The sequence below is a fragment of the Methylocystis suflitae genome (assembly GCF_024448135.1).
Taxonomy (GTDB): Bacteria; Pseudomonadota; Alphaproteobacteria; order Rhizobiales; family Beijerinckiaceae; genus Methylocystis; species Methylocystis suflitae.
This window is the reverse complement of the sequence record NZ_JAMRYX010000157.1, coordinates 1-17,621: the sequence shown is the minus strand read 5'-3', so window position 1 is coordinate 17,621 and position 17,621 is coordinate 1. Positions and strand designations below refer to the sequence as shown.

The 17,621-nt window shown below is 63.8% G+C and carries 24 protein-coding genes; 11 read left to right on the top strand and 13 right to left on the bottom strand.

Annotated features, from left to right (window positions below; translation table 11 throughout):
• Positions 1–241: 241 nt before the first annotated feature.
• Together NEI07_RS12080 and tlpA are read right to left on the bottom strand one after the other, a co-directional pair.
• Positions 242–676 carry a GlcG/HbpS family heme-binding protein gene (locus NEI07_RS12080; protein ID WP_256034850.1) on the bottom strand — a complete coding sequence of 145 codons (435 nt, stop codon included), beginning with the start codon at positions 674–676 and terminating at the stop codon, positions 242–244.
• 90 nt (positions 677–766) lie between these two features.
• Positions 767–1,495: a thiol:disulfide interchange protein TlpA gene (gene tlpA, locus NEI07_RS12075; protein WP_256034849.1), complete on the bottom strand. Its 729-nt coding sequence runs from the start codon at positions 1,493–1,495 to the stop codon at positions 767–769.
• A 24-nt stretch (positions 1,496–1,519) separates the two neighbouring features.
• On the opposite strand from tlpA, the gene argH reads away from it, so the two are divergent.
• From argH to NEI07_RS12055, 4 genes are all read left to right on the top strand, one after another.
• Positions 1,520–2,905, top strand: a complete 1,386-nt coding sequence (gene argH, locus NEI07_RS12070; protein WP_256034846.1) for an argininosuccinate lyase — start codon at positions 1,520–1,522, stop codon at positions 2,903–2,905.
• Positions 2,902–3,513 (top strand): thiamine phosphate synthase, encoded by a 612-nt coding sequence (locus tag NEI07_RS12065; protein ID WP_256034843.1) that lies wholly within the window; start codon positions 2,902–2,904, stop codon positions 3,511–3,513. Before argH ends, NEI07_RS12065 begins: the two co-directional genes overlap by 4 nt.
• Before the next feature lie 110 nt (positions 3,514–3,623).
• The gene (locus NEI07_RS12060; protein ID WP_256034841.1) at positions 3,624–4,502 is read left to right on the top strand and encodes a tetratricopeptide repeat protein; all 879 of its coding nucleotides are present in this window, start codon (positions 3,624–3,626) and stop codon (positions 4,500–4,502) included.
• Positions 4,499–5,398 carry an alpha/beta hydrolase gene (locus NEI07_RS12055; protein ID WP_256034840.1) on the top strand — a complete coding sequence of 300 codons (900 nt, stop codon included), beginning with the start codon at positions 4,499–4,501 and terminating at the stop codon, positions 5,396–5,398. The genes NEI07_RS12060 and NEI07_RS12055 overlap by 4 nt, the downstream gene beginning before the upstream one ends.
• Positions 5,399–5,423: 25 nt before the next feature.
• On the opposite strand, the gene NEI07_RS12050 is transcribed toward NEI07_RS12055, so the two are convergent.
• The 4 genes from NEI07_RS12050 to NEI07_RS12035 all read right to left on the bottom strand — a co-directional run bounded on the left by NEI07_RS12050 (position 5,424) and on the right by NEI07_RS12035 (position 8,461).
• A complete protein-coding gene (locus tag NEI07_RS12050; protein WP_256034839.1) occupies positions 5,424–5,840 on the bottom strand; it encodes a DUF2023 family protein in 417 nt (138 codons plus the stop codon).
• On the bottom strand, positions 5,837–6,319 hold the full coding sequence (fldA, locus tag NEI07_RS12045) for a flavodoxin FldA (protein ID WP_256034838.1): 483 nt from the start codon (positions 6,317–6,319) through the stop codon (positions 5,837–5,839). The genes NEI07_RS12050 and fldA overlap by 4 nt, the downstream gene beginning before the upstream one ends.
• Before the next feature lie 381 nt (positions 6,320–6,700).
• The gene (locus NEI07_RS12040) at positions 6,701–7,819 is read right to left on the bottom strand and encodes a M48 family metallopeptidase (protein ID WP_256034837.1); all 1,119 of its coding nucleotides are present in this window, start codon (positions 7,817–7,819) and stop codon (positions 6,701–6,703) included.
• A gap of 81 nt (positions 7,820–7,900) precedes the next feature.
• The gene (locus tag NEI07_RS12035) at positions 7,901–8,461 is read right to left on the bottom strand and encodes a LemA family protein (protein ID WP_256034834.1); all 561 of its coding nucleotides are present in this window, start codon (positions 8,459–8,461) and stop codon (positions 7,901–7,903) included.
• 170 nt (positions 8,462–8,631) lie between these two features.
• Between NEI07_RS12035 and def the strand changes: the two genes are divergently transcribed.
• From def to truA, 5 genes are all read left to right on the top strand, one after another.
• The gene (gene def / locus NEI07_RS12030) at positions 8,632–9,198 is read left to right on the top strand and encodes a peptide deformylase (RefSeq protein WP_123177323.1); all 567 of its coding nucleotides are present in this window, start codon (positions 8,632–8,634) and stop codon (positions 9,196–9,198) included.
• Positions 9,199–9,213: 15 nt separating this feature from the next.
• A complete protein-coding gene (gene fmt / locus NEI07_RS12025; RefSeq protein WP_256034853.1) occupies positions 9,214–10,170 on the top strand; it encodes a methionyl-tRNA formyltransferase in 957 nt (318 codons plus the stop codon).
• 76 nt (positions 10,171–10,246) lie between these two features.
• Positions 10,247–10,570, top strand: a complete 324-nt coding sequence (locus tag NEI07_RS12020) for a nucleotidyltransferase domain-containing protein (protein ID WP_256034832.1) — start codon at positions 10,247–10,249, stop codon at positions 10,568–10,570.
• The gene (locus tag NEI07_RS19750) at positions 10,467–10,940 is read left to right on the top strand and encodes a HEPN domain-containing protein (protein WP_407659893.1); all 474 of its coding nucleotides are present in this window, start codon (positions 10,467–10,469) and stop codon (positions 10,938–10,940) included. Before NEI07_RS12020 ends, NEI07_RS19750 begins: the two co-directional genes overlap by 104 nt.
• A gap of 61 nt (positions 10,941–11,001) precedes the next feature.
• Positions 11,002–11,742 (top strand): tRNA pseudouridine(38-40) synthase TruA, encoded by a 741-nt coding sequence (gene truA / locus NEI07_RS12015; protein WP_256034830.1) that lies wholly within the window; start codon positions 11,002–11,004, stop codon positions 11,740–11,742.
• A 21-nt stretch (positions 11,743–11,763) separates the two neighbouring features.
• Here the strand turns inward: truA and NEI07_RS12010 are convergent, their stop codons facing one another.
• The 4 genes from NEI07_RS12010 to NEI07_RS11995 all read right to left on the bottom strand — a co-directional run bounded on the left by NEI07_RS12010 (position 11,764) and on the right by NEI07_RS11995 (position 13,901).
• On the bottom strand, positions 11,764–11,979 hold the full coding sequence (locus tag NEI07_RS12010; protein ID WP_256034827.1) for a hypothetical protein: 216 nt from the start codon (positions 11,977–11,979) through the stop codon (positions 11,764–11,766).
• Between the two features lie 259 nt (positions 11,980–12,238).
• A complete protein-coding gene (locus NEI07_RS12005) occupies positions 12,239–12,427 on the bottom strand; it encodes a hypothetical protein (RefSeq protein WP_256034825.1) in 189 nt (62 codons plus the stop codon).
• A 113-nt stretch (positions 12,428–12,540) separates the two neighbouring features.
• The gene (locus NEI07_RS12000; RefSeq protein ID WP_256034822.1) at positions 12,541–13,281 is read right to left on the bottom strand and encodes a molybdopterin-dependent oxidoreductase; all 741 of its coding nucleotides are present in this window, start codon (positions 13,279–13,281) and stop codon (positions 12,541–12,543) included.
• On the bottom strand, positions 13,278–13,901 hold the full coding sequence (locus NEI07_RS11995; RefSeq protein WP_256034820.1) for a cytochrome b/b6 domain-containing protein: 624 nt from the start codon (positions 13,899–13,901) through the stop codon (positions 13,278–13,280). Before NEI07_RS11995 ends, NEI07_RS12000 begins: the two co-directional genes overlap by 4 nt.
• 135 nt (positions 13,902–14,036) lie before the next feature.
• On the opposite strand from NEI07_RS11995, the gene NEI07_RS11990 reads away from it, so the two are divergent.
• Positions 14,037–15,047 carry an NAD-dependent epimerase/dehydratase family protein gene (locus NEI07_RS11990; protein WP_256034818.1) on the top strand — a complete coding sequence of 337 codons (1,011 nt, stop codon included), beginning with the start codon at positions 14,037–14,039 and terminating at the stop codon, positions 15,045–15,047.
• A 78-nt stretch (positions 15,048–15,125) separates the two neighbouring features.
• On the opposite strand, the gene NEI07_RS11985 is transcribed toward NEI07_RS11990, so the two are convergent.
• A complete protein-coding gene (locus tag NEI07_RS11985) occupies positions 15,126–15,401 on the bottom strand; it encodes a DUF3303 domain-containing protein (protein ID WP_124739391.1) in 276 nt (91 codons plus the stop codon).
• Between the two features lie 266 nt (positions 15,402–15,667).
• On the opposite strand from NEI07_RS11985, the gene NEI07_RS11980 reads away from it, so the two are divergent.
• Complete coding sequence (locus NEI07_RS11980) at positions 15,668–16,096, top strand: cupin domain-containing protein (protein ID WP_256034816.1); 429 nt, start codon at positions 15,668–15,670, stop codon at positions 16,094–16,096.
• Positions 16,097–16,111: 15 nt separating this feature from the next.
• Here the strand turns inward: NEI07_RS11980 and lysA are convergent, their stop codons facing one another.
• Both lysA and NEI07_RS11970 read right to left on the bottom strand, forming a co-directional pair.
• Positions 16,112–17,380, bottom strand: coding sequence for a diaminopimelate decarboxylase (gene lysA / locus NEI07_RS11975; RefSeq protein ID WP_256034814.1), 1,269 nt, complete (start codon positions 17,378–17,380; stop codon positions 16,112–16,114).
• 4 nt (positions 17,381–17,384) lie between these two features.
• The coding region (locus NEI07_RS11970) for a hypothetical protein (RefSeq protein WP_256034813.1) at positions 17,385–17,621 on the bottom strand (237 nt) is incomplete at its 5' end.

The following is a 17,621-nucleotide window of genomic DNA, read 5'->3' as shown; positions in this document are numbered from 1 at the left end:
GAGGCCGCCCCGCCGGCGCAGCCTTCGCCGCCGGCCGCGGCTCCGTCCGACCAGCGGGCGACGCCGCGCGCAACGACGGAGCCCGGCGCCAAGCGGAAAAAGCCTAAGAAAAAGCCGCACTAGAGCGCTTCCCGATCACATGGAATCATGTGATCGATAAGGAATCGCTCAATCAGTGTTGGAGCAGGTTCTCATCGAAAAAGTCTGTCAACTTTTTCGGAACCTGCTCTAGGAGCGCGGTTCAGGTGCGCCAGGGATGCTCGGGAAGGTCCCAAACGCCGAGCGTCTCGACGCCCGCCTGGGCGACCGCATGGTCATTCTCCACGGCCGAACCGCTGACGCCGATGGCGCCGATCATCACGCCGTCAGCGTCGACGATGGGGAGTCCGCCGGGAAAGGTGATGAGCCCGTCATTCGAATGCTCGATGCCGTAGAGCGGTCCGCCCGGTTGCGACAGCTTGCCGATCTGCCCGGTCGGCATGCCGAAGAAGACGGCGGTCTTCGCCTTTTTCATCGCGATGTCGATGCTGCCGACCCAGGCGTCGTCCATCCGCTCGAACGCCTTTAGGACGCCGCCGGAATCGACGACGGCGATGCACATCTGAGTGCCGAGTTCGATGGCCTTCCGCCGCGCTGCGGCGATCGCTCTGTCCGCCTGTTCAATCGAAACATGCATTCGCCGATCTCCCTTTTGAAAAAACAGATGCCGCCAGCCTCGATCGCAAAGCTAGAGCGCTCGGCTGCTAGAGGGACGCCGGCTGCGCGATTAATTCGAGGGCGTGTCGAGCGCGCGGGAGATCAGCGCCTTGGCGTCCGCGCTGTCCCAGGCGGCGGGACCGTTCATCAGCCCAATCTGGCAGCCGTCAGCGCCGATCAGCGCCGTAGTGGGGAGACCCAGCGCTTTGCCCGATTGCTTCATCTCATAGAAGAGGTTGGCCTTTGGGTCGCCGTAATAGGTCAGCGACTTGACGCCGGTTTCAGCGAGAAACGCCTTCGCCCTTTCAAGACGGGTCGTATCGACATTGACGGCGACGACCTGGAAATTCTGTCCGGCGAAGGCCTCTTGCAGCCTGTCGAGCGCCGGCATCTCGGCGCGGCAGGGCACGCACCAGGTCGCCCAGACATTGAGGAGCGTCGTCTTGCCCTTGAAGGAAGCGAGCGAAACCGGCGCGCCATCGGGTCCGTCGAAGGCGTAGTCCGGCATCGGCTCCGGCTTTGTCGCGATCGTCATCGCCGCGACTTCGCCCTTGGCGAGATCTTTCAGAGCGGCCGCGATCTTGGCCGACGTCGTGCAGGCCGCGTTGACCTCGGCCGCCGGAGCGGCGCTCTGATCGGCCGCGCCTGCGGGAGCGCCTTCATCCACCGCGCGTGCAGGCGGTTTCTTGCCGCCCATGCTGCCGATCACGTATAGAAACGCCACGCTTGCCGCGATGGTTATCGAGGCCGCCTTCACGACAAGTAGGAAAGATCGCGGGGGCGGTGGCGGTTTGGCCATGAGGCTTAGGCTCCGAGGTTAAAAATGACGAGCAAGATATGGGGCGGACGCTTCAAAAGCGCAACCGACGCGGTTCTGGAGGCGATCAACGTCTCGATCGACTTCGATAAGCGCCTCGGTCTGCAGGACGTCCGCGGCTCGCTCGCCCATGTCGCCATGCTCGGCGAAACAGGGATCGTGTCGCGCGACGACGCGGCGAAGATCGCCGATGGATTGGAGCGAGTCAAAGCGGAAATCGAGAATGAGCGCTTCGATTTTTCGCGCGCGCTCGAAGACATTCACATGAACGTCGAGTCGCGCCTTGCCGAGCTGATCGGGCCGACGGCGGGGCGACTGCACACGGCGCGCTCGCGCAACGATCAGGTGGCGACTGATTTTCGCCTCTTTATCCGCGATCAGATCGACGCGCTGGATGTCGAACTCGTCGATCTGCAGCTCGCGCTGGCGACCCGTGCGCGGGAAGAGGCGGCAAGCGTCATGCCCGGCTTCACGCATCTGCAATCGGCGCAGCCGGTGACGCTCGGCCATCATCTCCTCGCCTATGTCGAAATGATCGCCCGTGATCGCGGACGTCTTCGCGACGCCCGCGCGCGCCTGAACGAATGTCCGCTCGGCGCAGCCGCGCTCGCCGGGACGAGCTTTCCGATCGACCGCGCGATGACGGCGCGCGCGCTCGGCTTCGATCGGCCCACGGCGAATTCGCTGGACAGCGTCTCCGATCGCGACTTCGTTCTGGAGACGTTGAGCGCGGCGGCGATCTGCGCCACGCATCTATCGCGCTTCGCCGAAGAGATCGTGCTGTGGACGACGCCGCAATTCGGCTTCATCGCGCTGTCCGATAAATTCACGACCGGCTCGTCGATCATGCCGCAGAAGCGCAATCCCGACGCCGCCGAACTCGCGCGCGGCAAATCGGGCCGCGTCATCGGCGCGCTGGTCGCGCTGCTCGTCGTCATGAAGGGCCTGCCGCTCGCCTATTCGAAGGACATGCAGGAGGATAAGGAAGGCGCCTTCGACGCGCTCGATACCTTATCGCTCTGCATCGCCGCCATCGCCGGCATGGTCCGCGACATGCGCGTCGATCGCGCGCGGATGAAGGCCGCGGCAGGCGCGGGCTACGCTACCGCGACCGACCTTGCCGACTGGCTGGTGCGGGCGCTGTCGCTGCCGTTTCGCGAGGCGCACCACGTCACTGGCCGCATCGTCGCGCTCGCTGAAGCGCGCGGGGTTGGTCTTGAGGATTTGACGCTCGAGGAGATGCGGAGCGTCGAACCGCGCATCAACGCCGATGTTTGCGACGTGCTCGGCGTCGAGAAGTCGGTGCAAAGCCGCAGGAGCTTCGGTGGAACGGCGCCCGACAATGTGCGCGCCGCCGCGCAAGTCTGGCTCGACAGATTGAAGGACAAATGAACGATATTTCGCCGCGACTCTATCTCGCGACCCCGCCGCTTGCCGACGCGGCGGCTTTCGCGCCCGCGCTCAACGAGGCGCTCGCGGCGGGCGACGTCGCGAGCCTGCTCATTCGTTTCGCCGATGCCGACGAACGCGGCCAGGAAGCGATCGTGCGCGCTTTGGCGCCCGCCGCGCAGGATAAAGGCGTCGCGGTTCTTGTCGCCGCTGCGCCCAATGTCGCGCTGCGCGCCGGCGCCGATGGCGTTCATGTCGCCGGCTGCGGCGAAGCGCTTGCCGACGCGATCAAGAAACTCTCGCCGCGCTATATCGTCGGCGCCGGAGATATCGAGACGCGCGACGACGCCATGCGCGCGGGCGAGTTAAGCGCCGACTATGTGATGTTTGCGGATCTTGACCGCGAAGCGCTCATTGAGCGAGTCGCCTGGTGGGCGGAGCTTTTCAACACGCCCTGCGTCGCTCGCGCGGAATCGCTCGACGATGTCGCCTCGCTCGTACAGGCGGGCGCCGACTTCGTGCAGCTCGACGACGCCGTCTGGAGCGACGCGCGCGGACCGGCGGCGGCGGTGGCGGATGCGCAGGCGAGGCTTAAGGGAGCAGCCGCATGACTCAAAGCCGTCCCCATCGTCCGGAAAGGGACGCGTCATTGCGAGGCGCACCGCGCCGAAGCAATCCAGGAGCCGAACGATGCCTGCTGGATCGCTTCGCTCCGCTCGCAATGACGGCGATTATCGCAAGTTGCATGCTCTTTCTCGCGCCTGCCGCCCGGGCCGCCAATGATGCGCCGCCCGCGCCCGACTTCGCCTTCGGCGCCTATCAGCGCGGGGATTATCTGGTCGCGATGAAGGAAGCGAAGAAGCGCATCGCCGCCAATCCGAAGGACGCGGCCGCGCTCACCCTTATCGGTCAGCTTTACCTCGAAGGCGCGGGCGTGGGGCGCGACCTCTCGACCGCGATGGAGTGGTTCAAGCGGGGCGCCGACGCCGGCGATAAGGAAGCGGCCTATCTTTACGGCGCTGCGGCGCTCAATGGCGCCGGCGCGCCGAAGAACCGCGCCGTCGCCCGCGCCTATCTGGAAAAGGCCGCGGCGCAGGATCATCCCGCCGCCCTCCATCTGATTGGGGAACTCGCCCTCGAAAATGAGGGCGCGTCGTCTGACTTCGGCAGAGCGTCTGACTATTTCCGCCGCGCCGCGGCGAAGGGGAACGCGGATTCGCTTTACGCGCTTGGCGTGCTCTACAAGACCGGCAGAGGCGTTCCCAAGGACGAGCGCGAAGCCGCGGAGTGGTTCAGGCGCGGGGCCGAGCTGGACTTCGCGCCGGCGATGGTCGAGTTCGCCGTTCTCCAGTTCAATGGCGTCGGCGCGCCGCGCGACCGCGCCGCCGCCGCGCAATGGTTTCGCAAAGCGGCGGCGAAGGGCAACGCCGTGGCGCAAAACCGTCTCGCCCATATCCTCGCCGAAGGCCTCGGGGTCGAGGCCAATCTCGCCGAGGCGCGCGAATGGCGCGACAAGTCGCGCGAAGCGGGGTTGAACGATCCCTCGCTCGATTATCTCTCGAGCGCGTCCGCGCCGGCGAAGCCGACCGCCGTAAAATGAGCGCCGGCGGCGCGAGCGCGGCGACGCGGCGGACCGTCGCCTTCCTTCGCCGTTTCGTTAAGCCGCGCATCTTAGCGTTGACGGCGCCTTTGCGCGGCGTCCAGCGGCTCGTCGAGACGCTGTCTCCCGAACGACGTGCGCCTTTCGCGACACAGATTCCGGGCGATTGGACTCCTGCTTCAGGCAGCGCGATTGCGACGCTGTTCTATCTCCACGGCGGCGCCTTCCTCATCGGGTCGCCGCGGCTTTTTCGCTATGCTTCGCGCGCATTCGCGCGCGCGGGCTTCGACGTCTTCGCGCCAGCCTATCGGCTCGCCCCGGAGCATGTTTTTCCCGCCGCGCTCGAAGATGTCTTGCGCGCCTATCGGACCTTCACCGAGGCGCGGCCGGGACCCTTCGTCATCGTCGGCGATTCGGCCGGCGGCGGGCTCGCGGTCTCGCTGATGCTGCGCATTCGCGAGGAAGGCTTGCGGCAGCCCCTCGCCGCGGCGCTGTCCTCGCCCTGGGTCGATCTCACTGCGACCGGCGCCTCGATGCGCGAGAATGAAAATCGTGATCCCCTGTTCACGCGCAAGGACATTCTGCTCGGCGCCCGCGCCGTGCTGGGACGCCAAAGCGGCAGAAATCCACTTGCGTCGCCGATCTACGCCGATCTCTCCCGGCTGCCGCCGATGCTCGTTCACGTCGGCGCGGACGAAGCGCTGAGAGATGATTCGACGCGGCTCGTCGCGCGCGCGCGGCAGGCGGGTGTCGACGCGCAGCTCGAGATCTGGCCTTGCGTGCCGCACGCCTGGCAGCTGATGAGTTTTCTCCCCGAAGCGCGAGACTCGCGGGCGAAAGCGATCGAATTTTTGAAGGCGCGGGTCGCTCAGGCGCCCTTCAGCGCGGCCGGCTGATTGGCCTGGCGCCGACCCAGTCCCATCATTCGGCCGCCAGAGGCAGCTCCTCCGGCATGCCCCGGCCCGAACGCGTGAGAAAGCGGCGGCACTGCTGCTCGCGATCGTAGCCGAGCAACGTGCCAAGCATGAAGTCTTCCTCTGGCGTGAGCGCGTTCAGCGGCCGCGTGACGATCGCACGCGCCACGGCGACGAAGGCGGGCCGGCCAAAGAAGAGGTTCACCTTGACCAGATTGAGCTCCTGGACGAAGTGATGGATGCCTTGCCGTTCCAACTTGCCGAGCGTCAATTCCAGTTCTTGACGGCTAAGGGTCATCAGAAACAAGCCGCGAACGCCCCGCCCATATTCGTAGATGTTGTGATGAAAGAGCCGCAGCACCGGCGCAGCATCGGCGCAGCGACAGCGCGGCGACGACAGGGGCGGAGCGCCTTCGTCGATCAAAGTAACTGGCTCAGCCATGCGGTCACTCTTTTTTCGGTCTTGCCGGACTGGGTGTCCTGGTCGAGGGCGAGGCCCACGAACTTGCCATCCCGCTCTGCGCTGGAGCCGACATAGTCATAGCCAGAGGTCTCGGTGAAGCCGATCACCTGGGCCCCGAGCGCCGATACCTCGTCATAGAGGATGCCCATCGCGTCCACGAAGGAGAGCGGATAGGTCTGCTGGTCGCCAGTGCCGAATAGGGCGACTTTTTTGCCCTTCAGATTGGCGCTGCGCAGCTTGTCGATGTTCTCTTCCCAATCCGTCTGCAAAGTGCCGTCGCCATAGGTCGGCGAACCCAGGATCAACAGATGGCAATTTTCGAAGTCGTCGGTCGTGGCGTCCTTGATGTCCACGGACCGCCCCTGGCACTTCTTTGAAATTTTTGAAGCAACCCCTTTCGTCGCGCCGCCGTCGGAACCGAAGATGACCGTGATGCTCATGCCCGCGCCTCTTCCGCGAATTGGACGATGAAGTCAGCGGTTAAGCCAAGAAAAGCCCAACGAGCCGCTCTCACCTAAGCACACGCTGCTGATGACCAGTGTATAGCGCAAATCTATTGGTCATAAAATTCATATATTTTGGAATATATGTAATGACAGATATTGTTACTTTGTATTTATTGTAATTACGAAGCGCAATCTTCTCCGAAGAACGAGCGATGCGGCAGCGTCGAATTTGGCCGGCAAGACGCTAAGGCTCTTCGAGGAGTCGGCGCACAGACGGGCGTCATTGGGCCGCTGGATTGTATGGCCGAGAGCGGCGTCGCCGAAAAGACGGCGCTCTTGAAGCTTCGCTTCGAGAGCCCGCGAGTCGCGCGCTGCTCAGCGCCTGGCGCTGCCCCAGGGGCCGCGCGGCGGCCAGAGCGGATGGCGTCCGTCCTTGGGCAGGAAGGCGGCCTCGTCCTCGCGCGGCGCATCGATCGCCTCGCACTCTTCTCCTAACGCGGCGACCGACACGTCCCGGCCGCCGCCGAATTCGACGAGGGCCGCGACACGCGCGTCGACGCTCGGATGGGTCGCAAGCCAGCCGAACTCCGGATGCACCGCCGGCGTTTCGATGAAGAAATACTGCATGCGCGAGGGCATGTTCGGAATCGCCGCATGCGCTTCGATCTTGCGCAGCGCCGAGATCATCGCGTCGGGGTTCTTCGTCAGCTCGACGCTGCCGGCGTCGGCAAGGAACTCGCGCGAACGCGACAGGGCGAAGCGGATCAGCACCGAGGCGCCCCAGCTCAGCGCGATGATGAACAGGGCGATGAGAATGGCGAGGGCCGCGCCGCCATTGCCTCTTCGGCCATTGTCGCTTTCGGGGCGATGTGGCGAGAAGCCGAAAGGAAAATCCCAACGTCGGATCGTCAGATCGGCGACGAAGGCGAAAATGCCGGCGAAGATCACGGCGATCACGAGGAGCTGAACGTCGCGGTTTCGAATGTGCGTCAGTTCATGCGCGAGGACCGCCTCAAGCTCGGCGTCGGTCAGATAGCGCGTCAGACCACGGGTCACCGCGATTTTGTACTCCCCCTCTTTGAGCCCGGAAGCGTAGGCGTTGAGCGCGTCGCTCTCAATGAGCTGCAGGGCGGGAATCGGCACGCCGCGGGAGATGCAGAGATTTTCGAGCAGATTGTAAACGCGGGGCGATTCGGCGCGCGATAGGTTCGCGGCCCCGGTGGCGAAGTCGATCATCTTCTGATGGAAGAGATAGGCGATGACGAACCAGACGCCCGCCGCGATGACGCCGATCGGCCAGCCGCGTTTCAGATCATCCACCGCGAGCGCCAAAATGTAGTCGAAAGGGGCGCCGGGCCGCGCGCTCATCGCCTCGATCAGCAGCGCGAAGGAGAACATCAGCGCAAGAAGCAGAACGACGAAGCCCGCGAGCAGGAAGGCTGAGCGCAGTTCGTTGGCGCGAATGTGGGAATAAAGGCCGTAGGCTTTGAACATGGTGTTCCTGATCGCCGGAGAGGCGCTACTCTAAAAGTTGGCCGCGATCCTTTGGAAAGAGCGGCGCTTTCGTTCGCGCGCCTAGAACTGCACCTTCGGCGGGGTCTCGATCGCCCGCTGCTGCGCTTCGTCCAACTCGAAATAGTCGAGCGGCTCGAAGCCGAAGCGCTGCGCGATAAGGAAACCGGGAAAGCCCTCCCGCGTGGCGTTGTATTCGGCGACGGTATTGTTGAGGAAGCGCCGCGCCGCGGAAATCTTGTTTTCGATGTCTGACAGCTCGCTCTGCAGCTGCTGGAAATTTTGGTTCGCCTTCAGATCCGGATAGGCTTCCGACAGCGCGATCAGCCGCGAGAGCGCGCCAGTCAGCGCGCCCTCGGCCGCCCCTATCTGCGCCGGGCCCTGCGCCGCGACGGCGGCGTTGCGCGCCTTCACCACGTCATCAAGCGTGCTTTTCTCATGGGCGGCGTAGCCCTTGACCGTCTCGACCAGATTGGGCACGAGATCATGCCGCTGCTTGAGCTGCACATTGACGTCGGAAAAGGCCTGCTTGCCGCGCTGGCGCAACGACACGAGGCCGTTGTAAACGCTGACCAGCCAGAAGCCGACGGCGGCGACGAGGCCCAGAAAAATCAGCAAAGACATGGCGCGCGCTCTCCAGCGTGGCGCGCCGCTCCGCGCGGCGGCGATTATTTTTGCCCGTGCATGTTAGCCGCCTTTGGCGCCGAGGCAAAGACGCGCGGCTCCCTTTCGATTTGACGGACGCGCCGGTCGCGCCTATCTCATGGAAACGCAAAGAGCCACGGCGAAACACAATGGCCATTCTGCCGATCATCACCCTTCCGGATCCGCTGCTGCGAAAGATTTCCGAACCTGTCGACCGTGTCGACGCGGAGGTGCGGCGTCTGCTCGACGACATGCTGGAGACCATGTACGAGGCGCCCGGCGTCGGCCTCGCGGCGATCCAGGTCGCTGTGGCCAAGCGCATCGTCGTCGTCGATGTCGGCAAGACCGAGGAGACGCGTTCGCCGCTCTTCCTCATCAACCCGGAAATCATCTGGGCGTCGGAGGAATTAAGCGTCTATCAGGAAGGCTGCCTGTCCGTGCCCGACTATTTCGAGGACGTGAAGCGGCCGGCGCGGGTGCGTGTGCGTCATCTCGACCGGGACAGCGCGATCCAGGAATTCGACGCCGAAGGGCTGCTCGCGACCGTGGTGCAGCATGAGCTGGATCACCTCGAAGGCGGGCTCTTCATCGACCATCTGTCGCGCTTAAAGCGCGAGCGCGTCGTCAAGAAGTTCAACAAAGCGGCGCGCCACGACGAGATCGCCGCCCAGCATCGCGCCGCCACGGAGCGTCAGTCGGAACAAGCCGGAGCCTGACGATTGCGCGACAGAATGCGCGTCGTCTTCATGGGCACGCCGGACTTCGCAGCCCGCCTGCTCAAGGAAATCATTTCTCGCGGCCATGAGATCGCGGCGGTCTATACGCAGCCGCCGCGACCGGCCGGACGCGGCATGGCGGAGAAAAAGTCCGCCGTCCACCTCTTGGCCGAGAGCTTCGGCCTTCCCGTCCGCACGCCCAAAAGCCTGAAAAGCGCCGAGACGCAGGCGGACTTCGCCGCGCTTGACGCCGACGTCGCCGTCGTCGCCGCCTACGGGCTGCTGCTGCCTCAGCCGATCCTCGACGCGCCGCGATATGGCTGCCTCAACCTGCACGGGTCGCTGCTGCCGCGTTGGCGCGGCGCCGCGCCGATTCAGCGCGCGATCATGGCGGGCGACGCCGAGAGCGGCGTCATGGTGATGAAGATGGAGGCGGGTCTCGATACCGGCCCCGTCGCGCTGACGGCGAAAACGCCGATCGGGGCCGAGATGACGGCGGGCGAGCTGCATGATCGTCTCGCGGAACTCGGCGCGCCGTTGATGGCGCAGGCCCTCGATCTGCTGGCGAAAGGCGAACTGCGCTTCACGCCGCAGCCCGAAGACGGCGCCTGCTATGCGCAAAAGATCGAGAAGGCTGAAGCGCGGCTCGATTGGCGCCGATCGGCGCAAGACCTCCATGATCTCGTGCGCGGCCTCTCGCCCTTTCCAGGCGCTTTTTTCGAAGCCGATCTCGGCCATGGCAAGGAGCGCGTGAAGGTTTTGCGCGCGCGGGTCGAGGAGGGAGCGGGGCCGCCAGGCGCCGCGCTCGATGACGCCGGCCTCATCGCCTGCGGCGCTGGCGCGCTGCGGCTGCTGCGCGTGCAACGCGCCGGCAAGGGCGAAATGGGGATTGAGGAGTTTTTGCGCGGAAGAAAACTCGGGCTTGGCTCTGTGCTGGTCCATCGCGATCGGGGCGGAGGGGACGCTCCATAATGCGCCCGCATGCTCATCGATCCACTGCCCCAGAAATCCGGTGTGAAATTCAGTGTGGTTATGGCAGGCTCAACGCATGACGAAGCCGGCACCTGTCGATCCGATTCTCGCACGATTCCGCGCGGCGCTCGCCCGGACCTATGGCGAGCGGTTGGAGCGCGCGGTTTTGTTTGGCTCGCGGGCGCGTGGAGACGCGCGGCCTGATTCTGATTACGACGTCGCGGTTTTCCTGAGAGAGCAGGAGAGCTTCTGGCAAGAAAGCGGGCGCCTCGCCGAGATCGAGACCGACATCCTTTATGACACCGGCGCCGTCATCAACGCGCTGCCCTTTTCGGCCGGAGACTATGGAGCTCGCACGCCGCTCATGCAGGAGCTTCGGCGCGATGGCGTCGATCTGTGACGCAGCCCGAAACTTTCGCATATCTCGTCAAAGCGCAACAGGCATTGAAGGAGGCGCGGATCGTCCTCGCGAACGATCTTGCCGAGGCGCCGCCTATCACGCTGCGCAGGCATTCATTTTCGAACGCACGGGCAAGGCCGCGAAAAGTCACAATGGCGTTCGCAGCGAATTCGCGCGCCTCGCCAAGGAAGACCCGCGCATTGATAGAAGCTTCGCCGCTTTTTTGGCGCGCGCATACAATCTCAAGGCCATGGCCGACTATGCAATTGGCGACGACGTGGGCGTCAGCCTATCTGAGGCCGGTCAAGCGATCGAGAGCGCTGCGCGATTTGTCGCGTGCGTTTCGCGTTTGCTAGAGCCGCACGAATAGAGTGTCTGAGTGTTCCGTTCATGAAAAACTCGAAATTCGAAACAGGCTCCGACATCTCGCCGTGCCCCGCTTCGCGTTGACGATCGAATATGACGGCGGGCCTTTCGTCGGCTGGCAGCGGCAGGCGAATGGCGTCTCCGTGCAGCAGCGCCTCGAAGAGGCCGTGGCCGCGATCAATGGCGGCGCGCGCGCCGTCGTTCATGGCGCGGGCCGCACCGACGCCGGCGTGCATGCGCTGGGGCAGATGGCGCATGTCGATCTTGCGCGCGATTGGCGCGTCGATCGGCTGCGCGACGCGATCAATGCGCATCTGAAGCCGGACCCGATCGCGGTGCTCGCCGCGCGCGCGGTCGGCGAGGATTTCGAAGCGCGCTTTTCCGCGATCCGCCGCCATTATCTTTATGTCATCGACAATCGCCGCGCGCCTTTGGCGCTGAGCCTCGGGCGCGCCTGGCACGTCAAGCGGCCGCTCGACGTGCCAGCCATGCATGAAGCGGCGCAATCTCTCGTGGGTCGTCACGACTTCACGACCTTTCGCGCTTCGGAATGCCAGGCGAATTCGCCGATGCGCACGCTGGAGCGTCTCGACGTGCGCCGCGATGGCGAGCGCATCGAGATCGTCGCTTCGGCGCGCTCCTTCCTGCACAATCAGGTGCGCTCCATGGCGGGCTCGTTGGAGCATGTCGGCAGCGGCAAGTGGCGCGTCGAGGATCTGGCGCTGGCGCTTTTAGCGAAAGACCGTGCGCGCTGCGGACAAGTCGCGCCGCCGCACGGTCTTTACCTTGTTGCTGTCGATTATTAGCGATGTGCGCGAGGACGCCCGCTACTGCTTGTCGCCCGCGCCTCCCTGCTCATCCGGCGTCGGTTTGTTCGCATCCTGCTTCGGCGCTGGCGGCTTCGCCGGCTTCTTCGCCGCATGTTTCGCGGCGCCGGGCGCGTTCGCGGATCTTTCTTCCTTGGCGAGCGCGCCTTGAATGGGAAGGAAGCTTGCCGATAGCACGGCAGCCAATATGCCGTTCACGCAGGGTCGCTGATTCATCACTGGATGGTCCCCTCGAAGTGAGAGCCCCCGCCGAATCAATCGGCCCGCCCCGCAGGCATCAGGCGCAACAACCGTGATGATGTTGAGTCGCGCCCAAGTCCGAGCTGCGATGATTTCATGACCAAAAACGCGCCGTTTGAGGTCGTTGGTCCGACTGGTGAATAATTTCTGAATCGAAACGACGCCAAATTCGGCGTAGATTGGGCTCCGCAATTGCGCCAGGTCGACGTGTCGATCAACCGCCGTCGGGCGGTTCCTACTCTTCGCGCTCGATCGCCTCTTCGGGCGCGGATTCAATCTTGACCGGCCAAATCCCAGGCAGCCTTACGACCGGGCTTGGCGCGGCGAGCGCCTTCTTTTGCGCGAGAGCGCCATGAATAGGAATGATGCTGCCCGACAGAACGGCGGCAAGAATGCCGTTCACGGAAGGTCGACGATTGGTCATGTATGCCTCGCTTGAAGCCTCGGCGCCGACTCATCTACCCGCCCGGGCGTGACGGACAGTCATATATAGTGGCGAGAAAGAGTCGAGACGAATCTTCCTGCCGAGGCGCCCGGTCAAGAGCCGCTGAACCAATTATAGCCCTTGTCCTCCCAGTAGCCCCCCGGATAGTCATTGGTCACAAAGATCTCGCCGATGAACTTCGAATTTTTGAATCCGAGTTTCGTCGGAAGCCGCAGGCGTAGCGGATAGCCGTATTTGGCGTCGGTGAAATCGAGCGCGAGCAGCGTTTGCGGATGCAGCGCGCTCGGCATGTCGATGCTCGAATAATATTTGTCGGCGCATTTGAAACCGACGTAACGCGCCGTCAGATCGGCGCCGATCCGTTCGAGAAAATGGCGCAAGGCGACGCCGCGCCATTTGCCGATTGCGCTCCAACCCTCGACGCAGACGAGGCGGGTGATCTGGCTCGACTGCGGCAGCGCGCGCAATTCGCTTAGGCTCCAGGGGCGTTTATCGGCGACAAGGCCCGAGAGCCGCAGCCGATAGTCCTCGCCGTCGATGCGAGGAATATCCTTTTCCTCGTAATAGGCGTTGAAGGGGAAAGGCGTCGTGACATCCGCCTCGGAATAGGTCGGCGCGAGCTGCGCGGGATCGAAAAGCGCCGCCTGAACGCGGTCGTTGAAGCGCGACATCGCGAAAAGCAGCCGATCGACGGCGTCGTCGTCCTTCAAGGTGCAACCTGAGAGGAGCGACAGCGCGCCCAGCGACAGGCCCTGTTTGAGAAAGAGCCGGCGTTCGATCCGCGCGATCTGCGGCCGAACCCCTCTCAGGCTGACCAGGCGAGGCGGCTTCATCTCGGCGCCTCCGCCCGTCCGGTGAACATCGGCGCCAGCATGCCTTTGACGCTCACGGCGAGTCCGATGTGAACGATAAGGAAAGCGACGATCGCGGCCATGGCGAAGAAATGCACGCGTCGCGCCGTCTCATAGCCGCCCATCAACGCCGTCAGCGCTTGGAGCTGCACAGGCTTCCAGATCGCGAGGCCCGAAAGAATAGCGATGATCACGGCGAGGATGACGCCAATGTAAAGCAGACGCTGTGCGGCGTTGTAGCGGCCGGGCGCATGATCGAGTTGGCCTCGGCAGGCGACTAGGACATCATGGAGGGCGCCGCGGAGCGAGATCGGCAGAAAGCTTCTTCGGAAGTGGCCCGAAACCAAGCCGTAAGCGAGATAAGCGAATCCGTTGAGCGCCAAAAGCCACATCGCCGCGAAATGCCAGGCGAGCGCGCCGGCGAGCCAGCCCCCGAGCGTGAAACCCGCCGGAAATTCGAAGCCAAACGGCGGGGAGGCGTTGTAGATACGCCAGCCGCTCAGCACCATGACGAAGATCGCGAAGGCGTTCACCCAATGCGTCACCCGGATAAAGAGCGGGTGGATCGTCTTTCGCGCGTCGGCTCCAGAGGCGGCGACCATGACGGGTTCTCCTGTTCAAGGTCAAAACATATGGCTAGCGGGACTGGAAGCGAAGGGCGCTCGCGGCCGCGTTGACAGCCGCGTCGCCTTCGCCCATGACGGCGAAGCTTTCATCACGCGGGAATATGGCGGCTCATGCGCGTCTTCGTGACCGGTACGGCAGGCTTCATCGGCTTCCACTTGGCGAGGCGCCTGTTAGAGGCCGGGCATCTGGTCGATGGCTACGACGGCATGACGCCCTATTACGATCCTCGTCTCAAGGAGGCGCGGCGCGCCATTCTACTGCGCGCCAACGGCTATCGCGACACGATCGCCATGCTTGAGGACATGGAGGCGCTGACCCGCGCCGCCGAAGAGGCCGCGCCGGACGTCATTATCCATCTCGCCGCGCAGGCGGGCGTGCGCTACTCGCTGCAAAATCCGCGCGCCTATGTCGACGCCAATTTGGTGGGCGCCTTCAACGTCATGGAGATCGCGCGACTGCTGAAGCCGCGCCATTTTTTGTGCGCCTCGACGAGCTCGGTCTATGGCGCGAGCCCCACCGTGCCCTTCCATGAGAGCGACCGTACCGATTTCCCTTTGACCCTTTACGCCGCGACGAAAAAAGCCGGCGAAGCCATGGCGCATTCCTATGCGCATCTGTGGTCGATCCCGACGACGATGTTTCGCTTCTTCACCGTATACGGCCCATGGGGCCGACCGGACATGGCGCCGTTGAAATTCGTCGACGCGATCGAGAACGACCGGGTCATCGACATCTATAATCATGGCGATATGTCGCGAGACTTCACCTATGTCGCAGACCTTGTAGAAGGCGTCGTGCGGTTGATCGACTGCGTTCCCGAGCGCGATTCAGGCGATGACAGCGTGTCGCCCGTGGCCCCGTTTCGCATCGTCAATATCGGTCGCGGCGCGCCGGTGAAGCTTCTCGACTTTATCGAGACGATCGAAAGAACTCTCGGCAAAAAGGCCAAACGCAACTTTCTCGACATGCAGCCGGGCGACGTGCCGCGCACATTCGCCAGCGCCGACCTCCTTGAGCGTCTCACGGGCTACCGCCCGCATACGTCGCTCGATGAGGGAGTCGCGGCGCTCGTCGAATGGTATCGCGAGTATCGCCGCGCTCATGGAGATTTGGCCTATTGAGCGGCGGCCGCTGGACGCCCTGCGTCGCGGCCTTCCTCTCGTAGCCGTCGCCCGAGCGGGCGCGCTCTGTCGCGCCGGTTACTTCTTGTTGGCCGAGAGAAAGCTATGCGCGGAGTCTTCGTCGAAGACCGGCGTGATGTGGTTGACGTTGAGGTCTGTCCAGGACTGGAAAAGCTTGCCGAGGTCAGCGATGTCATTGGCTTCGACGATGCTCCAGCCCTCGAGCAGCGTGACGGAAAGCCAGTTTCCGACGACTTTCATACCCTTTGGGGCGGCGTCGCCGAATTTCTGAAAGCGCTTGAGAACCTCGTCGCGACGTTCGGGCGTCATCTCATAATAGATCGCAAACAACATCAGCGTTTCTCCCTGCGGATTGGAAAGCGAAGGACGATTCAGCGGGTTTTTTTTAATATTCCTGGCAGGCCGCGCTCAAGGCTGCCCCAATTCGAAATTCCATACAAGGCCTTGCCATTGTCGCGCGTGACGCTGTCGCGCGCCGCCGCAGTGTTCTGGGGATGAGATCAGGGAAATTGCCCAAGTCCCTTCAGGCCAGCGTCCTTCTCGGGCCGCTGCGGCGACTGTCATATTGGCGCGCCTTCACGGATGAGAGAGAGCGCATCATGTCGCGGTTTACCTTCAACGACAGCAATATTCCATGGAAGCGTCTCGATGGAATCGACCATCTGCTTTTTTCGGTCCTCGATATCGACGATCGAAACGTCCTCCATGTGCTGTTCAAGTTTTCGGCCAATCAGCGAATCGTGCTTCACCGACACTGCGCGCTCAACAAGACATTCGTCATTCAGGGAGAACATCGGCTCTATCACGCGAACGGCGAACTCAAAGACGTCAGGCCGGCGGGCAGTTACACCGTGAGCGCGCCCGCGGACGAGCCTCATCGAGAAGGCGGCGGCGATCAGGACGTCGTCGTGTTGTTCATCATCTATGATCGTGAAGGTCCGCTCTATGAAATTCTCGACGATAATTCGAATATTGTGGCGACGCTCTCGACGGATGATTTCGTAAATTTTTTCGATCGCAAACAATAGGCCCGTTCAGCGGCGCTACGAGAGCCACGCCGGCACATGATCCTGCGCAATGAGCGCGGCGACGCTTGGACGGGGACGGATCACCGCGAAGCGGTCGCCGTCAACCAGGACTTCCGGGATAAGAGGCCTTGTGTTGTAGGCGCCCGACTGCACGGCGCCATAGGCGCCGGCCGTCAGCACGCAGAGCAATTCGCCGGCGCGCGGCTCGACGATCTCGCGTCCATGCGCAAGATAGTCGCCCGTCTCGCAGACAGGTCCGACGACGTCGGCGACGATCTTTTGCCGATCCGCGCTCTGGCGCACCGGGATGATGTCGTGCCAGGCGTCGTAGAGCGTCGGACGGATAAGATCGTTCATGCCGGCGTCGACGATCACGAAGGTCTTGGCGTCGCCATGCTTCACATAGATGACGCGCGTGACGAGTATGCCGGCGTTGCCGACGATGAGCCGTCCCGGCTCCAGCACCAGTCTGCAGCCGAGCCCGCCGAAATGTCGGCGCACGATCTCGGCGTATTTCTCGGGATGGTAGGACTGCGGATCGTCGCCGTCGTGATACGGAATTCCCAGTCCGCCGCCGAGATCGACATGCGAGATATCGTGCCCGTCGGCGCGTAGGTCGCGCACGAGTTCGGCGAGCAGCGAAAAGGCCTCGTCAAAGGGCGCGAGGTCGGTGAGCTGGGAGCCGATATGCATGTCGGCGCCGGCGAGTTCGATTCCCTTGAGCTTGGCGGCGAAGGCGTAAACCTCCCGCGCCCGCGACAGCGGCACGCCGAATTTGTTTTCGGCGAGGCCGGTGGAAATCTTCTTATGGGTGCGGGCGTCGACGTCCGGATTGACGCGGAGCGACACGCGCGCCGCACGCCCGAGAGCGACCGCCGCTTGCGACAGGGCTTCGAGCTCGGGCTCGGACTCGACGTTGAAACAGAAGATTCCGGCGTCAAGCGCCGCCGCGATCTCCTCACGGGTCTTGCCGACGCCGGAAAAGGTGATTTTTTCAGGCGCGACGCCGGCGGCGAGCGCCCGCGCCAACTCTCCGCCGGAGACCACGTCCATTCCTGCGCCCTCGCGTGCGAGGAGACGCAGCACGGCCTGATTGGAGTTGGCCTTCACGGCGTAGCAGACAAGCGCGTCGAGACCGGCGAAGGCCTGCGAAAAAACCCTGTAGTGGCGCCGGATCGTCGCCGCGGAATAGCAATAGAAGGGCGTGCCCACCTCATCGGCGAGCGTCGCCACGGCGACCTCCTCGGCGTGGAGCGCGCCGTTTCGATAGTCGAAAAGATGCATCGGCTTACAGCAGCGGGTCGAGCGGGAAGGGATATTGCGCCGGCGGTCGATTGCCGATGGTGCCCGGAATAGGGGGCGGCGGGAGAGAGGTTTCGGGAGCGCCGGGCGCCGGCCGGGGCGCCCCGCGCGCCGCTCTCGCTTCCGCCTCCGCCCGCAGGATCGCCCCGCGCGCCTGCGTTTCGGGCGGCAGCTCCACAGGCCCGCGCCGACCGCAAGCGCCGAGGCTCGCGGCGACGAGCGC